General features: G+C 72.8%; 16 protein-coding genes and 1 tRNA gene. 15 read left to right on the top strand and 2 right to left on the bottom strand.

Translation table 11 applies throughout. The features are described from left to right. The first annotated feature begins 103 nt into the window (after positions 1–103). On the top strand, positions 104–424 hold the full coding sequence (locus AB0J53_RS07780; protein ID WP_364169736.1) for a hypothetical protein: 321 nt from the start codon (positions 104–106) through the stop codon (positions 422–424). Between the two features lie 89 nt (positions 425–513). On the opposite strand, the gene AB0J53_RS07775 is transcribed toward AB0J53_RS07780, so the two are convergent. Beyond that, positions 514–702 (bottom strand): GNAT family N-acetyltransferase, encoded by a 189-nt coding sequence (locus AB0J53_RS07775; RefSeq protein WP_364169861.1) that lies wholly within the window; start codon positions 700–702, stop codon positions 514–516. Next, complete coding sequence (locus AB0J53_RS07770) at positions 703–846, bottom strand: hypothetical protein (protein WP_364169733.1); 144 nt, start codon at positions 844–846, stop codon at positions 703–705. It lies immediately after the preceding gene. Between the two features lie 1,054 nt (positions 847–1,900). Between AB0J53_RS07770 and AB0J53_RS07765 the strand changes: the two genes are divergently transcribed. From AB0J53_RS07765 to AB0J53_RS07700, 14 genes are all read left to right on the top strand, one after another. After that, positions 1,901–1,974 (top strand) — tRNA-OTHER (locus AB0J53_RS07765). A gap of 269 nt (positions 1,975–2,243) precedes the next feature. After that, positions 2,244–3,911 (top strand): TROVE domain-containing protein, encoded by a 1,668-nt coding sequence (locus AB0J53_RS07760; RefSeq protein WP_364169730.1) that lies wholly within the window; start codon positions 2,244–2,246, stop codon positions 3,909–3,911. Between the two features lie 125 nt (positions 3,912–4,036). Beyond that, a complete protein-coding gene (locus AB0J53_RS07755) occupies positions 4,037–4,297 on the top strand; it encodes an acyl carrier protein (RefSeq protein WP_219511677.1) in 261 nt (86 codons plus the stop codon). A 25-nt stretch (positions 4,298–4,322) separates the two neighbouring features. Then, positions 4,323–5,534, top strand: coding sequence for a beta-ketoacyl-[acyl-carrier-protein] synthase family protein (locus AB0J53_RS07750; protein WP_219511675.1), 1,212 nt, complete (start codon positions 4,323–4,325; stop codon positions 5,532–5,534). Beyond that, positions 5,534–6,658: a beta-ketoacyl synthase N-terminal-like domain-containing protein gene (locus tag AB0J53_RS07745; protein ID WP_364169726.1), complete on the top strand. Its 1,125-nt coding sequence runs from the start codon at positions 5,534–5,536 to the stop codon at positions 6,656–6,658. The genes AB0J53_RS07750 and AB0J53_RS07745 overlap by 1 nt, the downstream gene beginning before the upstream one ends. Before the next feature lie 22 nt (positions 6,659–6,680). Beyond that, positions 6,681–7,634 carry a beta-ketoacyl synthase N-terminal-like domain-containing protein gene (locus AB0J53_RS07740; protein WP_364169724.1) on the top strand — a complete coding sequence of 318 codons (954 nt, stop codon included), beginning with the start codon at positions 6,681–6,683 and terminating at the stop codon, positions 7,632–7,634. Continuing rightward, the gene (locus tag AB0J53_RS07735) at positions 7,631–8,440 is read left to right on the top strand and encodes an alpha/beta hydrolase (RefSeq protein WP_364169721.1); all 810 of its coding nucleotides are present in this window, start codon (positions 7,631–7,633) and stop codon (positions 8,438–8,440) included. Before AB0J53_RS07740 ends, AB0J53_RS07735 begins: the two co-directional genes overlap by 4 nt. After that, complete coding sequence (locus AB0J53_RS07730) at positions 8,437–9,324, top strand: hypothetical protein (RefSeq protein WP_219511668.1); 888 nt, start codon at positions 8,437–8,439, stop codon at positions 9,322–9,324. The genes AB0J53_RS07735 and AB0J53_RS07730 overlap by 4 nt, the downstream gene beginning before the upstream one ends. Continuing rightward, positions 9,321–10,409, top strand: a complete 1,089-nt coding sequence (locus AB0J53_RS07725; RefSeq protein WP_364169718.1) for a beta-ketoacyl synthase N-terminal-like domain-containing protein — start codon at positions 9,321–9,323, stop codon at positions 10,407–10,409. Before AB0J53_RS07730 ends, AB0J53_RS07725 begins: the two co-directional genes overlap by 4 nt. Next, a complete protein-coding gene (locus AB0J53_RS07720) occupies positions 10,406–11,242 on the top strand; it encodes a beta-ketoacyl synthase N-terminal-like domain-containing protein (protein ID WP_364169714.1) in 837 nt (278 codons plus the stop codon). Before AB0J53_RS07725 ends, AB0J53_RS07720 begins: the two co-directional genes overlap by 4 nt. Then, positions 11,236–12,075, top strand: coding sequence for an SDR family oxidoreductase (locus AB0J53_RS07715; protein ID WP_364169711.1), 840 nt, complete (start codon positions 11,236–11,238; stop codon positions 12,073–12,075). The genes AB0J53_RS07720 and AB0J53_RS07715 overlap by 7 nt, the downstream gene beginning before the upstream one ends. Then, entirely contained in the window at positions 12,068–13,099 is a 1,032-nt protein-coding gene (locus AB0J53_RS07710) for a beta-ketoacyl synthase N-terminal-like domain-containing protein (RefSeq protein ID WP_364169708.1), read from the top strand. The genes AB0J53_RS07715 and AB0J53_RS07710 overlap by 8 nt, the downstream gene beginning before the upstream one ends. Then, complete coding sequence (gene accD / locus AB0J53_RS07705) at positions 13,096–14,733, top strand: acetyl-CoA carboxylase, carboxyltransferase subunit beta (RefSeq protein ID WP_364169705.1); 1,638 nt, start codon at positions 13,096–13,098, stop codon at positions 14,731–14,733. Before AB0J53_RS07710 ends, accD begins: the two co-directional genes overlap by 4 nt. Continuing rightward, positions 14,726–15,160, top strand: coding sequence for an acetyl-CoA carboxylase biotin carboxyl carrier protein subunit (locus AB0J53_RS07700; protein WP_364169702.1), 435 nt, complete (start codon positions 14,726–14,728; stop codon positions 15,158–15,160). Before accD ends, AB0J53_RS07700 begins: the two co-directional genes overlap by 8 nt.

Genomic DNA, 15,160 nt, shown 5'->3' with positions numbered 1-15,160 from the left:
CCCAGAAGAGTGGCTGTGGCCAGGAGCCGATCGAGCCCGCGGAACTGAGCGAGGCCGTGGCGGAGGGCTGGCGGCCGTGCGGCACCTGCGGAGGGACGACGCCGTGACCAACCACCAGTGCACCTGCTCCGGTTCGGCCATTGGCGAGCGGTGGTGCTGCCCTGACTGCGGCACGCTGTGGGAACCGCTGCCGCAACAGGCAGCAGAGCACATCGGCCATCAGGCGGACATGCGGCAGGCGGACACACCGCCGTGGGCCGAAGAGCCGATGAGCACGAAAGGCGTCGTCATCGGTGTCGCCATGGGGTGCGCCGTGGGCCTCCCGATGCTTCTCCAGTACGAGATGCCGATTCTCGCCGGCGTGCTGGCCGTCGTGGGGATCGGGGTTCTCGCCTGGTGGTTCTGGCAGGTCGTCCGCGGGTGAGACGAATACGGTCCATCCCGCTGCCCGCCCGCCGACCATGATGCTGCCGCCGTTCTTTGCCGGGCGTGTCTGGCGATTCGGGTGTCCGGTCAGTCGTAGACGCGGATGGCGGCGGTGTTCTCCGCGACCACGGTGAGCCGGATCCTGTGGAGGCGCATTTCCGCGAAGCCGTATCGGCAGATCACTCTCGCGGTGTCGGTGGCGTAGCCGCGGTCCCAATATTCTTTGTCGCCGATCCGAAGGTCGAGTTCGGCGGCGCGGAGGCGTACTGAGCCGATCTACTGGCTTTTGTCGAGCGGTTCGACGCCGAAGAAGGCGCTGGCATAGGAGTTGCGGGGGAGTTCCTCGAAGCGTTCGGTGATCTGTGCGAGCGACTCCGGATAGCTGCCGAACATCCAGCGTCCGAGCTCGGGGATGGTCATCGGGCGGGATTCCGGGTGACCGCTTGTGTGAGCCTGCGGGTCGGGATCTCCTGGCTGTGGCCGGCCGCCGTCTGTGGCTGAGGGCGATCGCTGTTGCTCCCTGATCGGGTCGTGGGTCTTGCTTGGCGGAATTCGGGCTGGAGAGCGGGCTGTGGTCGTAGTATCTTCGCGCCGTGACCACTGTCGAGGTCTTCGGGACCCTCGCCCTCGTGGCGGTGGCCGTCATGTTGCTCGCAAGAGCACGGTGGCCAGGTCGGACGGATCGGGAGCGTAGGGATGCTCGTGTGGCAGTAACGCTGATGTTCGTCGCCTGGTTCAGTGCCATTCTGTACGGGAAGCTCGTTCTCTGGGCGAGTTGATCGGTTCCGACAGGTCGTTAGCCCTACGCTTACTCGCCATGAGAAATCGCGACATACTGCTCTGTTTCATCGGGCTCGGCTTACTCGCGCTGATTGTCGCCGCATTTATGTCGGGAGGCGTTTCGGGGGTCACCTTTGCCCTCATCGGGATTGCCTTCATGGTGGCGTCAGGGGTCATGGCGCTGGTGGAACGGAACGATCAGCACCATGTGCCTCCGGTGGGGCCTCGGGATGGCCGGGAGGGTGGCCCTGGCCGTCCCTAGTCCGTAGTCCGTAGGCCGGTGGCCTGAGAGGTTCGGGTGAGTGCGAAGGGTGGGCACACGCGGCGAAGTGTTCCACCTGTCATGGGCGGGGAGGGGGCGTGTCGGTGCGTCACCTGGTGCCTTGTGCTGACATTTGGTGACTCGTCCGAAAATCAGGTGTGACCCATCACGCCTCCCGCTACGGTGGAGGCAGTTCATGAGGCCCGAAAGCGCGCGGCATCGAATGCGGCGCCTTCCCGGGGCTCGTGAGCTGGTCAGGTCTGGTGCTGGTACGGGTCGAAGCTTGTCGGTTATCCACTTCTCATGGGGTTGTCGCAGGTTCGAGTCCTGCCCGAGGCTCCGGTCTCGGTAGCTCAGTCGGCAGAGCGCCAATACCGGCGGGCGCGCCCATATCCGTGCCGGTTCCAGACCTGATCGCTCGTCAGTCCCGTCGGTGGCGCGGGTCGAATCTGATCGGTTATCGCTCTGCAAAAGCGGAGACCCGGGTTCGAATCCCGGTGCCGCCCCTCGGGCGGTGTGGTGCAGCGGCCTAGCACGTCTAAAGCCGGTCAGTCCCTCCACATCCGCGCCACCGACGGGGCTGACGAGCGAGGGGAGCGGGTCGAAGGTCGTCGGTTATCGGGAACAGAGGGTCGCAGGTTCGAATCCTGCCCTCCCGGCTCGTCGGGAGGTGGCGCAGCCTGGACAGCGCATCTGTTTAACCCGGCGGTCGCCACCACATCCGCTCCCTTTTCTCATGTCCGCCCCCGGGCGGGCCGAATCGAAGGAGCGCACGATGGCACGTGACCCTCTCGCGAACGTCTCGACGATCGCCACCCCGCAGACCCTGCCGATGCCGGGCCGCGCCGACCAGGTGCGCAACGCCGCCGGCGGCTACGTGTTCGCCAAGGACCTGTGGACGCGCGTGGAGGACTTCCTGATCCTCTGCACCACGGGCGGCACGTACTACGTGGGCGAGGACCAGCTGACCGCCGAGAACGCGGGCGTGCTGTTCCGGGCGATCGCCGAGGACGGGCCGCGCGTCGTCGCCCTGCTCACCGAGATCTCGACGGCTCGGCCGCCGCGGGCTCCGAAGCAGGGCCCGGCGCTGTTCGCTCTCGCCGCGGCGTACGCGAAGGGGGACGCGGACACGCGCCAGGCGGCGAAGGCGGCGCTGGCGAAGGTCGCGCGCACCACGGATCATCTGGCGAAGTTCTTCGGCTACTACAAGAACCTCGGCGGCAAGCCGACCGCCCGCGGCACCGCCCCCAGGGTGGGGCGTTCGCTGCGGACGGCGCTCGGCTCCTGGTTCCTGACCGGGTCGCCGGACGACGTGGCGTTCCGGGCGTGCAAGGCCCGGCAGCGCAGGACGCCGCAGGGCGAGAGCCTGGACCTGCGCGACGTCCTCCGGATCGCGCACCCGGTGGCCGACGACGAGCAGCGTAAGACGTTGTTCGGGTGGATCGCCGGGAACGTGTCCGACGACGAGGCGCGTGACGAGCTGCCCGCCGTCGACCGGTTCCTGACCGCCAAGGCCGTCACCACGCCGGCCGAGGCGGTCCGGGTGGTGACGGCGGCGCGGGCGCCGTGGGAGTTCCTGCCGGACGCGATGCTGCGTGAGCCCTCGGTGTGGGAGGCGCTGATCGACACGGTCGGCCTGACCGCGCTGATCCGGAACCTGGCCCGCATGACGCGGATCGGCGCGCTGGAGCCGCTCGGCGACGGCACCGCCCGCGCCGTGGCGCGGCTGACGGACGGGGAGGCGATCACGCGTGCCCGCATCCACCCGATGGACGCCTGGCTGGCATTGCGCGTCTACGCCTCCGGCCAGGCGCAGCCGAACCCGCGCGCCGTCCGGCACACGTGGAAGCCGGTCCCGGCGATCCTGGACGCGCTGGAGCAGACGTACGAGCTCGCCTTCGGCACGGTCGAGCCGTCCGGGAAGCGGCTGCTGGTCGCGGTGGACTCGTCCGGGTCGATGGCCTGGGGCGGTGGCGTCCGCGTCGGAGGCTCGCCGGTCGGCTCGCCGTACGAGGTGGGCTGCGCGATGGCCGTCATGCTGTCCCGCGTCGAGAAGGGCAACGTCCACGTCATCGACGTCGACACGAGGGCGCGCGGGTCCAAGGTGACGCCGCGCACCAACCTGCGCGAGATCGCCCGCTGGCAGCCGTCCGGCGGCGGCACGGACCTGTCGCTGCCGTTCACGTGGGCGGCCCGCAAGGGGTTCCACGCCGACGGGATCGTGGTGTTCACGGACAACGAGACGTGGGCGGGGCGGTCCCACCCGGCCCAGGCGCTGGCCGCCTACCGGCGTACGGTCAACCCGGACGCGCGGGTCGTCGTCGCGGCGATGACCTCCACCGGGCACTCGATCGGCGACCCGGGCGACGACGGCGTGCTGAACGTGGCCGGGCTGGACGCGTCGCTGCCGCTGATCGTGAACGGGTTCGTCCGCACGCGGTAGCCGGGCCAGGAGTCAGGCCGGGCCTGCCCGGCCTGAAGGAGCGCGTCGGCCGGGCGGGCGGCGATATAGGGGAAGTATAGCGGCCCCGACAATTCTTCCTTCATCGAAGTTTATGGAGGAGAAGAATGACGGAGCTAAGTGCGGCCGCCGGTCTTGATTCGGAGCAGCGCAGCCTCATCAAAGAAATAGTCTGCGAGATTCTCGAGATCGACCCCGCGGAAATCACGGACGACAGCCTCTTCAAGGAGGACCACGACGCCGACTCCCTGCGCGCCATCGAAATTCTCGCCGCGATAGAGCGAGCCTGCAAGGTCACCATCGACCAGGCCGAACTGTCCAGGATGACCAGCCTGAACGGCGTCTACGCCGTCGTCGCAGAGGCCTAGGGCAGACAACCGCGGAGGCGTTGTGATGCGCAGGGTGGTCATCACCGGCATCGGAGTGGTAACCAGTATCGGGATCGGCGTCGGAGAATTCCTCTCCGGCATCAGGTCCGGGCGCAGCGGGGTCAAGCCGATCGGCGCGTTCGACACGACCGGGTTCGAATACGGCAACGCCTGCGAGGTCGCGGGTTTCGATCCGGAAGCGTATATCGAGAGGCTCGACCCGGCCGAGCTCGGGCGGGCGAGCCAGTTGTCCGTGGCGGCGGCCGGGATGGCCGTCAAGGATGCCGGGATGTCGCTCGCCGAGCTGCGGTCGCGGCGTTCCCTGGTGTCGGTGGGGACGACCAACGGCGAGGGGCGGGACTTCGACGTCCTGACCGGCCAGGGGGTCGACTCCGGGATGGAAGGGCTGGACCCGGCCCTCGCAGGCAGGATCGGCGCGGGGCGGCTGTCGTCCAGCATCGCGCGGGAGATGGGGCTGACGGACACCGAGGCCGTCACGCTGCCGACCGCGTGCGCGGCCGGCAACTACGCGATCGGCTACGGGTTCGACGCCGTACGCAGCGGTGACGTGGAGGTGGCGCTGTGCGGCGGCGCCGACGCGCTGTGCCGTAAGACGTTCGCCGGCTTCTACCGGCTCGGCACGATCGCGCCCGAGGTGTGCCAGCCGTTCGACCGGGATCGCAAGGGCATCCTGACCGGTGAGGGCGCGGGGATCCTCCTCATGGAGAGCCTCGACACGGCGCTGGCCCGGGGCGCGAAGATCTACGCCGAGGTGCTGGGGTTCGGGCTCAACTGCGACGCCCACCACCCGGTGGCCCCGGAGCGCGACAGCATCGCCTCCTGCATCCGGCTGGCGCACGAGGACGCGGGCATCAAGCCGTCGGAGGTGGACTTCATCTCCGCGCACGGCACCGGCACCAAGGCGAACGACGTCACCGAGGCGCAGGCCATCCACCAGGTGTTCGGCGGCAGCCCGCCGCCCACGGTGTCGATCAAGTCGATGCTCGGGCACTCGATGGGCGCGGCCAGCGCGCTCGCCGCGGCGGCCTGCGCGCTGGCGCTCACCGAGGGCTTCATCCCGCCGACGATCAACCACGTCGAGACGGACCCGGAGTGCGCCGTCGACTGCGTGCCGAACCAGGAGCGGGTCGCCGACCTGCGGGTGGTGCAGAACAACGCGCTGGCCTTCGGCGGCAACAACGCGGTGCTCATCCTCGGCAAGCACGAGGAGAGCTGATGTCGGGTGTGGCCATCTGCGGCGCGGGCGCCGTGGCGAGCGTCGGCTCCAGCCTGGGGGAGATCTTCCAGGCGCTGTGCGCGGGCCGCAGCGGGCTGGGCACGCCGAACGGGTTCGACCTCGGCAAGTACCGTACGCGGCTCTCGTTCGAGATCGACGACCGGCCCGAGCGCGGCCGGGACGTGCCGCTGCGCTCGACGCGCTGGCTGGAGCACGTGATCGAGGTCGCGGCGGCCGAGGCGGAGCTGCCGGACCTGCGCGGTGTGCCGATCCTGATCGGCACGACGCTGCGCGAGCTGCGCTCGGTGGAGCTGCGCTGGCGTGACGGCGTCGACTTCGACCTGGAGGAGCTGCACTTCGGGCCCGCGCTGCGCCGGCGTTTCGGCGCGGTGCGGGTCTCCACGGTCGCGAACGCCTGCGCCGCCTCCCTGTACGCGCTCGCGCTCGGGTGCGACCTCATCGGGACCGGGGCGTCGGACACGGTGATCGTGGCCGGGGTCGACAACATCTCCGAGAGCACCTACGGCCTGCTGGACCGCTGCTACCCGGAGGCCCCGGACGCGCTGCGGCCCTTCGACAAGGCGCGCCGGGGCATGCTGCAGGGCGAGGGGGCCGCGGCGATCGTGCTGCGCCGGGCGGAGAGCGCGCGGCACGGCTGGGTGCGCTCGGTCGCGGTCAACTGCGACGCGCACCACCCGTCCGCGCCGGACGCCAAGAGCATCACGATCGCGATGCGGCAGGCGCACACGCGGGCCGGGCTGACCCCGGCCGACATCGACCTGCTGATGCTGCACGGCACCGGCACGCCGCTCAACGACGAGGCCGAGGCCAGGAGCGTCGGCGAGGTGTTCGGCCAGAGCGCCCCGCCGCCGTGGATGACCGCGATCAAGTCGATGACCGGTCACACCGCCGGCGCGTCCGGGCTGCACAGCCTGCTCGTGGCCGTGGAGTCGATGCGCACCGGCACGATCCCGCCGGTGGTGGGCGTGCGGGAGGTCATGGACGAGATGGCCGGCCTGCGGCTGGTACGCGACGAGGCCGTGGGCGACGAGCTGCGGCTGGCGCAGGTCAACGCGTTCGGGTTCGGCGGGCTGAACGCCGTCGCGGTGGTGGAGCGCCCATGACGACCCCGGAAGCGGAGTGCCCATGACGACCCCGGACGAGGACATGCTGATCACAGGAGCGGGCACGGCGATCAGAGGCGTGGCGGGCCCGGCCGGCCTGCTGCGGCCCGCCGTGCCGGAGGCGTCCGCCGACCCCACGGCGAGCCTGACCGGGCGCGGCCTGCGCTACAAGGACCGGGCCACCAAGCTCGCGCTGTGCGCCGGCCGGGACGCGCTGGCCGACGCCGGGCTGCTGCTCGACCCCGGCCTCGCGGTGCCCGGCGAGAGCGTGGGCGTGGTCGTCAGCTCCAACTACGGCAACCTCGACACCGTCTGCGACACGGTGTCGGCCATCGCCGCGCACGACTACACCGCGACCAGCCCGATGGCGCTGCCGGGGACGGCCAGCAACGTCACCGCCTCCTGGGTGGCGATCACGTACGGGCTGCGCGGGGTCAACCTGACCCTGTGCAACGGGGCGACCTCGGGGCTGGACGCGGTCTCCTGGGCCGGCGTCATTGTCCGGGCGGGACGGGTGCGGCACATGCTGGTGATCGGCGTCGAGCCGGCCAACCCGGTGGTCGCCGAGCTGGTGGGGCCGACCTTCGACGGGGCGGCGGCCCTGGTGCTGGAGTCGGCGGAGACCGCGCGTGAGCGCGGCGCCACGGCGATGGCCCGGCTGGGACGCCACGCCAGGCGGGAGACGCACGCCCGGGCCGTCGGCGACGTGCTCGGCGGCCTGCCCGCCGGGGTGCCCGGCGACCGGGTGGACCTGTGGTGCCGTCCGGAGACGGCGCCCGGCGACCGGGTGGAGAGCGCCGAGGAGCAGGATCTCACCGCCCTGCTCGGGCCGGCCTCGGGCGCGCTCGGCGTCGTGCAGTGCGTGACGGGCGCCGCCTGGCTGAGCGAGAGGGCGGGCGGCACCGTCCTGGCCACCACCCAGGGCGTGGACGCCGCCGCGGCGACCGTCCTCACGGGAGCGGGAGCCGCCCGATGACCAGCACCCATCCCGCGCTCGCGCCCCGGCCCGCCATCGGCGGCCGGGCGGCGGGCCAGGGGCGGGCCCTGAGGCTGCGGAGGGAGGGACCGGCGGAGCCCGGGGTGCGGGCGGTGCTGCTGCACGGGCTCGGCGGCGGCCCCGCCACCTGGAACGCGTTCGCCGCGCTCGCCCCGCCCCGCCTGGAGCTGTGGGAGGCCGACCTGCCGTGGTCGGCGGTGGGGACGCGGGAGTGGACCCTCCAGCCGGACCCCGGCCGGTGGGTGGCGGACGCGGCCGAGGGGGCCGAGGTCGTCATCGCCCACTCCTTCGCCGCCAACCTGCTCCTGGAGTCGCTGGCCCGCGGGCTGAAGGTCGGCGCCGCCGTCCTGGTCGCGCCGTTCTACCGGGCCAGCCCGGCCGAGTTCGACTGGGCGACCATCGAGAGCTACCTGGCCGGATTCCACACGATCCTCGATCACGGCCTGCGCGTCACCTCCGGCGACCGGCTGCCCCCGGACACGCGCCACGACATGGCGGTGAAGCTCCGCGAGCGGCTCGGCCCCTACAGCTGGATGCGCTTCTTCGAGGCGTACCTGCGCTCGCCCCTGGTGGACACGGCGGCGGTCACCACGCCGTGCCTGGTGGTCAGCGGGCGCGACGACCGGGCGGCGCCGCCGCGTGACGGGCGGGCGCTGGCCGGGGCGCTGCCCCGGGCGCGCTTCGAGACCCTGGCGGCCGGCCACCTGCCGATGATCGAGCAAGCACAGGCCTTCGCCGAGCTCGTCGGCGACTTCGTTTCCGCGCACACCTTGGAGATCACGTGAACACCACCCGGCTCAGGCCCCGGTACGAAGGCGCCAACGTCGGCACCTGGATCGGCTTCAAACACCTGAACTACCTGGTGGAGGAGGCCGTCCTGGAGCACCTGCGCGGCGCCGGGCTCCGGGTCACCGACCTGTATCACGACCACGGCCTGTGCGTGGACCTCGTGGACATCGACACGCGGATCCTGCGCGCGCTGCGGGTGGACGACGTGGCGGTGGCCGAGGTGGCGGCCGACGGCATGTCGTACACCGTGAAGATCACCGCCGAGGGTGACGCGCGCAAGGCGATCCACGCGCGGGCCACCGTGGCGCTGCGGCTCGACCCGTGGGGCGAGGACGTCAAGGACGCCCCCGCCGAGCTGGCGCCGTACGTGGTGAAGCGGCTGGGGGAGGGCGGGGCGGGCGAGCGGCTGCCCGAGGGCGTGACGGTGGAGGACCACCTGACCGCGGGCCGCAACGCGTTCGCCTGGAAGTGGCGCATCCCGTACTTCTACTGCCATTTCACCGAGCGGCTGCAGATGTCCGGCTACCTGCGGCTGATGGAGGAGGTCGTGGACCGCTTCCTCGCCGACCGGGGGGTGTCGGTCAAGCGGCTGCTGGACGAGCAGCGGCTCATCCCCGCCGTGCCGCACTCGCGCATCACCATCCTCGACGAGGCCCTCATGGAGGAGGAGCTGTACGTCGTCTACACCGTCGAAGAGGTGTTCAAGCGCCTGACGTACACCAGCCGGATGGACTGCTACGTGCTGCGGGACGGCGTGCTCGTCCGGACGGCGACGGGCCGGATCACCCACGGCTACGCACGGCTGACCGGCAGGTCCGAATGGAGCCTGGTCGACCTCGACGACCGGCTCCACGACGCGCTGACCAACCGCCCGTCATGACGGACGTCCTGGTCACCGGGGTGGGCGCGGTGACGTGCCAGGGGTACGGCGCCGCCGCCCTGAGCGCCGCGATGACCGCCGCGGCGCCGCCGGTGCCGCAGCGGCTGACCGATACCCCGGCCGTCATGCGCCACCCGCTGATCCACCGGGTCCCGGGCGTGGCGTCCGGCGCGGTGGCGCTGGCGGCCTCGGCCGTGGGGGAGGCGCTCGACGACGCCGGCCTGGAGCTGCGGCCCGACCTGCGCGCCGGCGTGGTCCTCGGCTCCTGCCTGGGCGAGGCGGGCCCCGACGGGAGCCCGGACTTCCAGGTGGCCTCGGCGGTGGGGAGGCTGCTGGGCGCGTTCGGCGCCAACATCAGCGTCAGCAACGCCTGCGCGGCGGGCGGGTTCGCGCTGTGCCTGGCCGCCGACCTCATCCGCACCGGCGAGGCCGACGTGGTGATCACCGGCGGCGCCGACGCCTACTCGCGGGTCGGCTGGGCGTCGTTCGACCGGCTGGGCGCGGTGGATCCCGTACGGTGCCGCCCGTTCGACCGGGACCGCCAGGGCACGATCCTCGCCGAGGGCACCGGCATCCTGGTCCTGGAGAACGCCGAGCACGCGCACCGGCGCGGGGCGCAGGCGTACGCGAAGCTGACCGGGAGCGGGTGGAGCTGCGACGCGCACCACCTCACCGCGCCCGAGCCGAGCGGCGAGCAGATCATCCGCGGCATGCGCGAGGCACTGGCCGGGAACGAGCCCGGCTGCGTCATTCCGCACGGCACCGGCACGGTGCTCAACGACCTGGTCGAGAGCCAGGCCCTGCGCGCCGTCCTCGGGACGGCCGCCGACCGGGTGCCGCTCTACAGCGCCAAGGCCCTGCTCGGGCACACCGGCGGCGCGTCGGCGGCGATCGGCGCGGTGATGGCCTGCCTGATCCTGCGGGCCGGCGCCGTGCCGGCCAACGTCCCGCTCGACGAGCAGGACCCGCGCTGCGAGGTCTACCTCCCGGTGGACGCGCCGGTGCCGCTGCCGGTCCCGCGCGTCCTGGTCAACGCCTACGCCTTCGGCGGCGCCAACGCCTCGTTCGTGCTGGAGGCCGCATGATCGCGGTCACCGGGGCGGGCGAGGTCCACGCCCCGTCCGACGTCTCGCAGGAGCTGGGCCGGCGCGGCTACAAGTACCTGCTGCCCGCCTCCCGCTACCTGCTGGCCGCCACGCGGCGCGCGGTGGCCGGGGGCGGCCGGCTCGACCACGCGCCGGCCGAGCGCCGGGGCGTGGCGGTCGGCTCCAACACCGCCGTCCGCGAGTACTTCGCCCAGGCCATGACGGCCACCGGCCAGGAGGACCTGAGCCCGGCCATGGCGCCCTACTTCGCGATCAACGCGCTGGCCGCCCGCGTGACCGGCGAGCACGAGCTCAAGGCGTTCAGCCTGACCTGCACGTCGCCGCACGTCGCCGGGTTCGAGGCGATCGAGCTGGGCGGGCGCGCGCTGGCGGCCGGGCGGGCCGACGTGATGGTCGTGGCCGCGATGGAGGGCACGGGCGCGGTGGCGCTGGTCGTCGAGCCGGGCGCCGCCCACCTGCCCCGCGTGCTGGCGCGCACCGCGTTCGCGCCGCCGGACCTCGTCGCCTCCGACCAGGGACGCCGCAGGCTGCTCGCCGACGCCGAAGCGGTCGTCGAGCGGGTCAGGCCGACGCGTGTCCACGCGGTCGTCGACGGCTCGCCCGTGGCCGAGGCGGTCATCCGGGCCGTCGCCATCGCCGGAGACGGCGTGGTGCCGGTCGTCTCCGAGCCCGCGGCCGGCGGCTGCCTGGGGCCCATGACGCTGCTGTCCGACCTCCTGCGCACCGCGCGGGAGAACTCCTTAGTGATCACCGCGACGGCCGAGGGCCACTACGCCTTCGGCGCCTTCCTCCCGGGGGTACCGGCATGCTGACCTCACTCGACAAGACCTGGGGCCTGGTGCTGGGCGCATCCAGCGGGATCGGCCGCGCGTGCGCCCTCGCCATGGCCCAGCAGGGCATGAACGTGGTGGGCGTCCACTTCGACACCGCGGCCGCGGCCCGATCCGTGGCGGAGCTGGCCGACGAGATCACCGCCTGCGGCGTCCAGGCCCGCTTCCACAACCTCAACGCCGCGCGCAAGTCCACCAGGGACGAGCTCGTCGGCACGCTCGGCGAGCTGACGGACGGGGCGGGGCTGAAGATCCTCCTGCACTCGCTCGCCTTCGGCACGCTGGTCAGATACCTGCCCGAGCAGACCGGCGGGCCCATGCTCACGCAGCGCCAGCTGGAGATGACCATGGACGTCATGGCGCACAGCCTCCTGTACTGGGTGCAGGACCTGTGCGCGGCCGGCCTGCTCCGGCCCGGGGCCAAGGTCTACGCGATGACCAGCGCCGGAGCCGTGCAGCACCTGCCCAGCTACGGTGCCGTCTCGGCGGCGAAGGTGGCGCTGGAGTCGCACGTGCGGCAGCTCGCCTGCGAGCTGGCCCCGCGCGGGGTCGCGGTGAACGCGCTGCGCGCCGGCGTCACCCTCACCCCGGCGCTGCGCCGCATCCCGGAGCACGAGGAGTTCAGCCGCGACAGCGCGCGCAACAACCCGCACCACCGGCTCACCACCCCGCAGGACGTGGCCGAGGCCGTGGTCCTGCTGTCCGCGACCACCTCCTCGTGGATCACCGGCAACACGATCGGAGTCGACGGCGGCGAACTGCTGGCCGCGGGCGGCTCCTGGGCATCTCAGGAAGGGATTCGGCAGGATGGATGAGCTGGTCATCTCGGGATGCTCCGTGATATCCCCGTTCGGGCTCGGCGTCGACGCCTTCGCCGCGGGCCTCGCCTCCGGCGACCGGCCGACGACCGCCACCTCCGGCGGGCCGTACGCCGACGCCTGCCTCATCCCGGACTTCGACGTCCGCGCCGTCCTCGGCGCCAAGGGGACGCGGGCGATGGACCGGGCCACCGCGATCGCCGTGGCGGGCGTCGGCATGCTGCTCGACACCCCCGTGGCCGAGCACCCGCACCAGGTCGGCCTGGTCCTCGGAACGAGCTCGGGCAGCATCAAGAGCATCATGGACTTCACCGAGGAGTCGCTGACCGGGGACAAGCCCTACCACGTCGACCCGGCCCGCTTCCCCAACACGGTGATGAACCGGGCGGCCGGGCAGAGCGCGATCTGGCACGGGCTGAAGGGCCCCAACGCCACCGTGGCCGGGGGCGCCGCCACCGGCCTGCTGGCGCTCAACTACGCCACCCGGCTGCTGCGCCGCGACCGGTGCCAGGCCGTGCTGTGCGGCGCGGTCGAGGAGTACTCCGAGCAGCGCGGCTGGCTCGCCTGGCACGTCGGCCAGCGGGACGTCCCGCCGGGCGAAGGCTGCGCGATCTTCCTGCTGGAGTCGCGGGAGGCCGCGCTCGCCGCCTCCCGCGAGCCGCTGGCGGCCGTGCTCGGCTCCCGCTTCATGGCCTACGAGCGCGCGGTGGAGGTCCGCGCGATCCTGGCCGCGTGCGTGCGCGGGCTGCTGGACGACCTCGGCCTGCGCGCCGAGGACGTCGGCCTGGTCGTCTCCTCGGGCGCCGAGTCGGAGGACGCCGCCCTCGACGGCGTCGTGGGCCCGCAGGCCGAGCGGCGGAGCTGCCGGGACGCGCTCGGCGACACGGCCTCCGCCGCGTCCGCGTTCCAGCTCGCCGCCGCCCTCACCGGCGGGCCGTCCGGAGCCGTGACGCTGGTGACCTCGGTCGACCGCGACGGCGTCGTCGGATGCACGGCCGTGCGGCTGGAGCGCGCCGCATGACCGTGCTGGAGCAGATCAACGCGCTGCCCGAGGGCACCTGGCTGCGCTGCCAGGGCTGCGCCGTCCTCCTGCACCACGAGGCGCTGGCCAGGCACGAGCACACCTGCCCGAACTGCGGCCGGCACTTCCCGGTGCGCGCGCTCGACCGCGTCGCCATGCTGGCCGACCCGGGCAGCTTCACCGAACGCCACGCGAACCTGGCCCCGCTCGACCCGCTCGGCTTCACCGACCGGCTCGCCTACCCCGACCGGCTGGCCCGCGCCCAGGCCAGGACCGGGCTCAACGACGCCGTCGTCACCGGCCTGGCCACGCTCGGCGGGCGGCCGGTCGCGCTGGCCGTCATGGAGTTCGCCTTCTTCGGTGGCAGCATGGGCTCGGTCGTCGGCGAGAAGGTGGCCAGGATCGCCGGTGACGCCCTGCGCGGCCGGGTCCCGCTGGTCGTGGTCTCCGCCTCGGGCGGCGCCCGCATGCAGGAAGGCGTGCTGTCGCTGCTGCAGATGGCCAAGACGGCCGAGGCGGTGCGGTCGCTCAGGCAGGCCGGGGTGCCGTTCGTCAGCGTGCTGGCCGACCCGGTCTACGGCGGGGTGGCCGCCTCCTTCGCCAGCCTCGGCGACGTCATCGTCGCCGAGGAGGGGGCCAGGGCGGGGTTCGCCGGGCCCCGGGTGATCGAGCAGACGATCAGGCAGGAGCTGCCGCCGGGCTTCCAGACCGCCGAGTTCCTGCTCGAACACGGCCACGTGGACCGCGTCGAACGGCGTCAGGAGCTGCGCGGCCTGCTGGACCGCGTCCTCGGCATCCTGTCGGGGGAGCGCGACGCGGCCGCGCCCGCCGAGCCGCCCGCCGAGCCGCCGGCCGGGGACCTCGACGCCTGGGAGACGGTCCGGCTGGCCCGCGACCCGGGGCGGCCGAACGCCCGCCGCCGGGTGGAGGAGCTGTTCACCGGCTTCGTCGAGCTGCACGGCGACCGCCAGGGCGGCGACGACCCGGCGATCCTCGGCGGTCTGGCGCGGCTCGACGGCCTGCCCGTCGTGGTCGTCGCCCACCACAAGGGCGCCGACACCGCCGAGAACGTCGCGCGCAACTTCGGCATGCCGCATCCGGCCGGCTACCGCAAGGCCATGCGCCTGTTCCGGCTCGCCGAGCGCCACCGGCTGCCCGTGGTGACGCTGGTCGACACCCCGGGCGCGTACCCGGGGGTGGCGGCGGAGGAGGGCAACCAGAGCGGCGCCATCGCCGAGTGCCTGCTGCTCGCCGCCGGGCTGCGCACCCCCGTCCTGTCAGTGATCACCGGCGAGGGCGGCAGCGGCGGGGCGCTCGCGCTGGCCGTGGGCGACCGCCTGCTCATCCAGGAGCACGCCGTCTTCTCGGTGATCAGCCCCGAGGGCGCGGCGTCGATCCTGTACGGGACGGCCGCCCGGGCCCCCGAGACCGCCAGGGCGCTGAAGCTGCGCGGCGCGGACCTGCGGGCGCTGGGGGTCGTCGACGCCGTGGTGCCCGAGCGGAACCTCGGGCCCACGCTGGCCCGGCACCTGCGCGACCTGCTCGGCGTGCCGATCGACGACCTGGTGGCCGCGCGCCGCGGCCGATTGCGCTCCTACGGGGTGTGGAGCACGGAGGGAGAAGACCATGACTGATCTCCGCGCGACCGTCGAGGCCACGGGCCGGATCCTGGATCTGGTCCGCGGCAGCGACGTGCGCCGCCTGGTGGTCAGGGGCGAGGACGTCACGATCGAGATCGAACGCTCCGCCCCGGCCGCCGCCGCCGCGGAAGCCCCGGCGGCGGTGGCGCGGCAGGAGGAGGAGCCCCGCGAGGAGGCCGCCACGGCGGTGACCGCCCCGCTGATGGGCGTCTTCTACCAGCGGCCGGCCCCCGACCAGCCGCCGTTCGTCACCGTCGGCCAGCACGTCGAGGCCGGGGAGCAGGTGGCGATCGTCGAGGCGATGAAGATGATGAACCCGGTCGTGGCCGGGCGCGCCGGCGTGGTGCTGCGAGTCAACGTCGCCGACGGCGACGTCGTGGAGTTCGAGCAGCCGCTCATGGAGCTGGGGGCGGTGGGCTGA

This window comes from Nonomuraea sp. NPDC049725 (assembly GCF_040674795.1).
GTDB classification, from domain to species: domain Bacteria; phylum Actinomycetota; class Actinomycetes; order Streptosporangiales; family Streptosporangiaceae; genus Nonomuraea; species Nonomuraea ceibae.
Note: the sequence above shows the minus strand (reverse complement) of the source record. Positions and strands in the feature narration are given on the sequence as shown.

Excerpts from the sequence above, each read along its gene's own strand:
- AB0J53_RS07760 (WP_364169730.1), top strand. The coding sequence starts at position 2,244 with ATGGCACGTGACCCTCTCGCGAACGTCTCGACGATCGCCACCCCGCAG.
- accD (WP_364169705.1), top strand. The coding sequence starts at position 13,096 with ATGACCGTGCTGGAGCAGATCAACGCGCTGCCCGAGGGCACCTGGCTG.
- AB0J53_RS07750 (WP_219511675.1), top strand. The coding sequence starts at position 4,323 with ATGCGCAGGGTGGTCATCACCGGCATCGGAGTGGTAACCAGTATCGGG.
- AB0J53_RS07770 (WP_364169733.1), bottom strand. The coding sequence starts at position 846 with ATGACCATCCCCGAGCTCGGACGCTGGATGTTCGGCAGCTATCCGGAG.
- AB0J53_RS07715 (WP_364169711.1), top strand. The coding sequence starts at position 11,236 with ATGCTGACCTCACTCGACAAGACCTGGGGCCTGGTGCTGGGCGCATCC.
- AB0J53_RS07755 (WP_219511677.1), top strand. The coding sequence starts at position 4,037 with ATGACGGAGCTAAGTGCGGCCGCCGGTCTTGATTCGGAGCAGCGCAGC.
- AB0J53_RS07740 (WP_364169724.1), top strand. The coding sequence starts at position 6,681 with ATGACGACCCCGGACGAGGACATGCTGATCACAGGAGCGGGCACGGCG.
- AB0J53_RS07745 (WP_364169726.1), top strand. The coding sequence starts at position 5,534 with ATGTCGGGTGTGGCCATCTGCGGCGCGGGCGCCGTGGCGAGCGTCGGC.
- AB0J53_RS07720 (WP_364169714.1), top strand. The coding sequence starts at position 10,406 with ATGATCGCGGTCACCGGGGCGGGCGAGGTCCACGCCCCGTCCGACGTC.
- AB0J53_RS07700 (WP_364169702.1), top strand. The coding sequence starts at position 14,726 with ATGACTGATCTCCGCGCGACCGTCGAGGCCACGGGCCGGATCCTGGAT.
- AB0J53_RS07725 (WP_364169718.1), top strand. The coding sequence starts at position 9,321 with ATGACGGACGTCCTGGTCACCGGGGTGGGCGCGGTGACGTGCCAGGGG.
- AB0J53_RS07735 (WP_364169721.1), top strand. The coding sequence starts at position 7,631 with ATGACCAGCACCCATCCCGCGCTCGCGCCCCGGCCCGCCATCGGCGGC.
- AB0J53_RS07710 (WP_364169708.1), top strand. The coding sequence starts at position 12,068 with ATGGATGAGCTGGTCATCTCGGGATGCTCCGTGATATCCCCGTTCGGG.